At 56.8% G+C, this 1,725-nt stretch carries 2 protein-coding genes; one reads left to right on the forward strand and one right to left on the reverse strand.

Features of this window, described 5'->3' with window-relative positions; all coding sequences use genetic code 11:
* A partial coding sequence (locus tag Q0F21_RS07725; protein WP_297238820.1) for a capsular polysaccharide synthesis protein occupies nucleotides 1-296 on the reverse strand: 296 nt, incomplete at its 3' end.
* A gap of 353 nt (nucleotides 297-649) precedes the next feature.
* Here Q0F21_RS07725 and Q0F21_RS07730 point away from each other — a divergent pair.
* On the forward strand, nucleotides 650-1,725 hold a 1,076-nt coding region (locus Q0F21_RS07730; RefSeq protein WP_297238822.1), incomplete at its 3' end, for a glycosyltransferase.

Here is a 1,725-nt window from a genome sequence, read left to right on the forward strand (position 1 = left end):
TCATCCGAGAGACGGATCACCCGGTAGTCTCCCCTGTGCTGCTCTACCGAGGCGTAGCAGAGGCGGATCATCTCCGGGAGCTTACTCTCGTCGAAACCCTGTGCCCAGTACTGCCAGATGATCTTCTCCCCCACCAGCTCCGGGTGCTTCGGCATCACCTCGTAGTGCTTAGCCTTCCCCCCGTAGTAATCGTCTATCAGTCCGTACCAGACGGCGGCAGCCCTCTGATGCTTCCGTGGCTGTCGGCGGGACAGCCGACGATGATTCAGTCTCTTGACATAGTCTATTATCTTCATATCACCGGTGGCTTTACAAATGGCTGAGCTGATACTTCTCCGCAAAGGTAAGGGTTATCTCTCTATCGGTATCGGAAATTACAGGTCAGTTCAGAGCTAACGCATTTTAGCCCTAATGCGTCACCACCACTGGATGGATGAATTAGTGCTGAGCACAATGGTCCATAGGACCAATGGCTACTGAATCATGTATCATCCGGGTTTGTTCTAACCTTTTGGTCGACAGAGTAAAGGGAGCGGCTACTTCTGTTGCCGATATTGGAGTCATTATCGGTGTTAGTCTGTGGCTGCCATCTGAGTATGCCCTCTCGGTAATTATGAGTAACTTGCCCCAAAAGTCAGAGTAGAGAGTTTTGAATATAGCGTTTGTCAATTGGTGGACCTTCAATACGGTCATGGGCGGGATCGAGGCGGTCGGTGCCCGCGTTGCCGGCGCCCTTACGGCTCGGGGACACCACGTCTGCCTGGCAGCTGTGGAGGAGGGCTATCCCTCGGTAGAGGGATTTGAGAACCTCCTCCTGCGGGATAAGCGGCGTATTCGCTCCAAGGCTAACTTTGATGCCTTGGTGGAGTACTTCGGAGCCCACGGCGTCGAGGTGATCGTCTGCCACAATGCCTACCGTCGTCGGCTGGCACTGCTTCTCGCCGAGGTGGCTGACCGACTGGGGGCAAGGCTTGTCTTTGAGATCCACACCGATCCGACGATGTACAAGTTTAAGCGCCGGACACCTCCTTTCCTCCATTGGGCGGAGTACCTCTTCCGCCGCCACAAGGCTCTGCGACAGTGGCGGCTCATCTCGAAAGTCGGCGATGCGATCGTGCTTCTCTCGCCCTCGTATGTGCCCATCTTCAGAGACCTGGTAGGTGACGCTTCGGAGGGCAAGCTGATCAGTATCTCCAATCCCAATACCTACGACCCGACCGACATACCGGCACATCTGTCTAAGGAGAAAATGCTTCTCTATGTGGGACGCTTCGACTACGGTCAGAAGCGAACCGACCGCCTGCTCGATGTGTGGGGGATGATACAGGATCGCTTCCCTGACTGGTCGCTTTACATCGTGGGCGGGGGAAACGAGCGGGTGGAGCGTGACCTGAGGAGACGGGCGGAGGCACTCCATCTGGAGAGGATCCACTTCGAGGGCGTACGCTCCCCGCAGCCCTACCTCAGTCGCGCCGGGATCTTGGTCTCCTCGAGCAGCTACGAGGGATTGCCCCTCGTGATCCTCGAGGCGCTTCAGTATGGTGTGGTGCTGATCGCCTTTGACAGCTATGCCGCTCTGAGGGATGTCACCGATGGGGGTCGGCTTGGGGTGATGGTTCCCCCATTTGATCTCAGGGCATATGCCGAGAGTCTCTCCCGACTGATGGAGGATGATGCCGGTCGGGCAGAGATGTCGCAGGCGGGCAGAGAGTGGTCACGCCGGTA

This window comes from uncultured Porphyromonas sp., from assembly GCF_934359325.1.
Taxonomy (GTDB): Bacteria; Bacteroidota; Bacteroidia; order Bacteroidales; family Porphyromonadaceae; genus Porphyromonas_A.